This window comes from Stenotrophomonas beteli, from assembly GCF_001431665.1.
Taxonomy (GTDB): Bacteria; Pseudomonadota; Gammaproteobacteria; order Xanthomonadales; family Xanthomonadaceae; genus Stenotrophomonas; species Stenotrophomonas beteli.
The window spans coordinates 1-699 of the sequence record NZ_LLXV01000003.1 but is presented as its reverse complement, the minus strand read 5'-3'; the positions used below and the strand labels follow the sequence as shown (position 1 = coordinate 699).

Genomic DNA, 699 nt, shown 5'->3' with positions numbered 1-699 from the left:
CCCCCATGGCCGCCCGCAAGCCCTCCGCCCCTCTCATCGAAGTCACCGCCCGCCCCGGCCAGCCGCTGGGCATGGCCCCGGCCGCCTTCCTGCGCGATTTCTGGCAGAAGCGCCCGCTGCTGATCCGCAATGCCTTCACCGACTTCCAGACCCCGGTGCAGCCGGAAGACCTGGCCGGCCTGGCCTGCGAGGAAGGCGTGCTGGCGCGCCTGATCGAGCACGACAAGGCCCAGGACAGCTGGCGCGTGCGCAGCGGCCCGTTCCAGGAAGACATCTTCCCCGCCCTGCCCGACCACGACTGGACCCTGCTGGTGCAGGACGTGGACAAGTGGGACCCGGACGTGCGCGCCCTGATCGAGCACTTCCGTTTCCTGCCGCGCTGGCGCATGGATGACGTGATGATCAGCTTCGCCGCCACCGGCGGCTCGGTCGGCGCCCACGTCGACCAGTACGACGTGTTCCTGCTGCAGGCCCACGGCCACCGTCGCTGGCAGATCGACGCCAGCGAATCGATCAAGGGCAAGCGCCCGCCGCTGGGCTTCCGTCCGGATGTGGAACTGAAGCTGCTGCAGGTGTTCAAGCCCACCCACGACTGGGTGCTGGCGCCGGGCGACATGCTGTACCTGCCGCCGAACGTGCCGCACCACGGCGTCGCCGAAGACCCCTGCCTGACCTTCTCGTTCGGCATGCGTGCGCCGT

Annotated in this window: 1 protein-coding gene; it reads left to right on the top strand. The window is 69.7% G+C overall.

All coding sequences use genetic code 11. From position 1 onward, the window contains the following. Nucleotides 1–5: 5 nt before the first annotated feature. Nucleotides 6–699 (top strand): cupin domain-containing protein (locus ARC23_RS00665; protein WP_160321644.1); only part of this gene is annotated, 694 nt, incomplete at its 3' end.